The 1934-nt window shown below is 73.8% G+C and carries 1 protein-coding gene and 1 pseudogene; one reads left to right on the top strand and one right to left on the bottom strand.

Going from position 1 to position 1934, the window contains the following annotated elements; translation table 11 throughout:
- Positions 1 to 1216, bottom strand: a 1216-nt coding sequence (locus RIM90_RS29160) for a condensation domain-containing protein (protein WP_309063747.1), incomplete at its 3' end; no start/stop codon positions are given.
- Between the two features lie 446 nt (positions 1217 to 1662).
- On the opposite strand from RIM90_RS29160, the pseudogene RIM90_RS29155 reads away from it, so the two are divergent.
- Positions 1663 to 1934, top strand: a pseudogene (locus tag RIM90_RS29155) (MFS transporter); the annotation flags it as partial.

Genomic DNA, 1934 nt, shown 5'->3' with positions numbered 1-1934 from the left:
CCGAGTACAGGGCGGGGTTGCCGTCGACGACGACCTTGATGGCGCCGCGCTGTCCCGGGCGTCCGCCGTAGCTGGCGATCGACAGGTCGGCCACCGGTCCGACGGCCAGGCTGTGCAGGGATCCGGGCAGGCCGCCGAAGGAGAAGTCCTGGCCGAACGGCATGACGTTGACGACCGGCCCGTAGAGCCGGCCGCCCGCGGAGAGGCCGAGGTCGCGGGCGAGGTCCGCCTCCGGGTAGCGCTGATGCCGTACCGCGTCCTTCATCTCGGCCGCGACCCGGGCGGTCAGCTCGCCGTAGGTCAGGCCGGGGTCCACCCTCAGGCGCAGCGGGACCACGTTGGACACCATGCCGGGGACGGCGTCCGAGGCGGACCCGGTGCGCGCGGTGACCGGGAAGCCCAGCACCAGGTCGTCCGCCCCGGTCATCCGGTGCAGGTAGGCGGCGGCGCCCGCGACGAAGGCGGCCGGCCAGCTCGACCGGGCGGTCCGCGCGACCGCCCGCATCCCCGACTCGGCCTCCCCGCTCAGGTACGCGGTCCGCCGGTGCACCGGGGCGCAGGGCGGCGCCGAACGTTCCACGAGAGCGGCCGGTGCGGGCCGGCCGGCCATCCGCTCCCGCCAGTACGCCCGGTCGGCGCGGAAGTCGTCCGAGGCCCGGTAGGCCGTCTGCTCGTCCAGCAGTTCACGGAACGGGCGCAACGCCCCCTCCGCGGGATCGCGCCCTTCCCGGAGAGCGGTGTAGATGGCCGCGGCGCGCCGCACGGCGATACCGGCGCCGGCCCCGTCGCTGATCACATGGTGGACGCCGGAGTACCACCAGTGGCGCTGCTCGGCGACGCGGATCACTGCGCTGGTGAGGTTCGGGGGGTGGCCGACACGGCGCGGGCGCGCCATGTCGGCCGTCATCCAGCGGTGCGCGGCGGCCTCGGGGTCGGCCTCGGCGGACACGTCGACGAAGAGCTGCTCCCACGCGTCGTCCGGCTCGGCCCGCTGGCGCAGTTCGCCCTCGTGCTCCCGGATCCGGACGCGGAACCCCTCGGCCTCGTCCAGGAAGCGGCGCGTGGCCTCGGCCAGCAGCGCGACGTCGAGCGGGCCGGCGATGTCGACGTAGATGCCGAGGTTGTAGGCGCGGCTGTCCGGCGCCAGTTGCTGGCCGAACCACATGCCCGACTGTCCCGGGGTCAGCGGCAGGCCACGAAGGTGGTCGTCTTGCACGTACGTACTCCCAGGCGCATACGGGGGGTGAGCGGCGAGCGTGGTGCGACGGCGGTATCGGTCCGGGAAGGGCCTGGTGACCACGGCGTTCGCCGCGCCGGCCGACCGCGATCCGGAATGATCGACTGCCGATCCGGTGTCTAGCACGGCGAGTTGACCGGCCGGGGTGTCCGCCGCCCCGAAATGATCTTTGGGTGAACTGCCCCGCTCGGGGTGGGTGGGCACGGAGCCCGCCGCCGGGTGGAGGAACCGGGGGTTCCGTCCACGGCACGTCCACGGCATTCACCCCGGCATCACCCGTGCGAGCCGCCTGTTCACCCAACTGAACTCTTCCCCAACTGCGGTGGCCGGTACGGCGCGTGCGGCGTCCCGTGCCCTCACGGCCGGATGCCATCATCCAGCCGTCACGGCGCCTCTCCGTGGCCCCGCAGACCCCGAGGATCCCCATGGCACAGCCCGCCGCCCCGCTCGTGAGCGCGGTGGACAAGAGCGCCGTACAAACGCGCCGAGCGCTCCGCGCCCTGCTGCTCGGCCTCTTCGCCGGCCTGCTGTCCAGCACGGTGGTCGTCACCGCGCTGCCGCGCGTCGTCGCCGACCTGGACGGCGGTCAGGCCGCCTTCACGTGGGTCGTCGCGGCCACGATGGTGGCCTCGACGCTCAGTCTGCCGCTGTGGGGGAAGCTCGCCGACCGCGCCGACCGCAAGACGCTGGTCCAGAT

The organism is Streptomyces sp. (genome assembly GCF_031181555.1).
Classification (GTDB): Bacteria; Actinomycetota; Actinomycetes; order Streptomycetales; family Streptomycetaceae; genus Streptomyces; species Streptomyces fimbriatus.
This window is presented reverse-complemented; position numbering and strand designations above follow the sequence as displayed.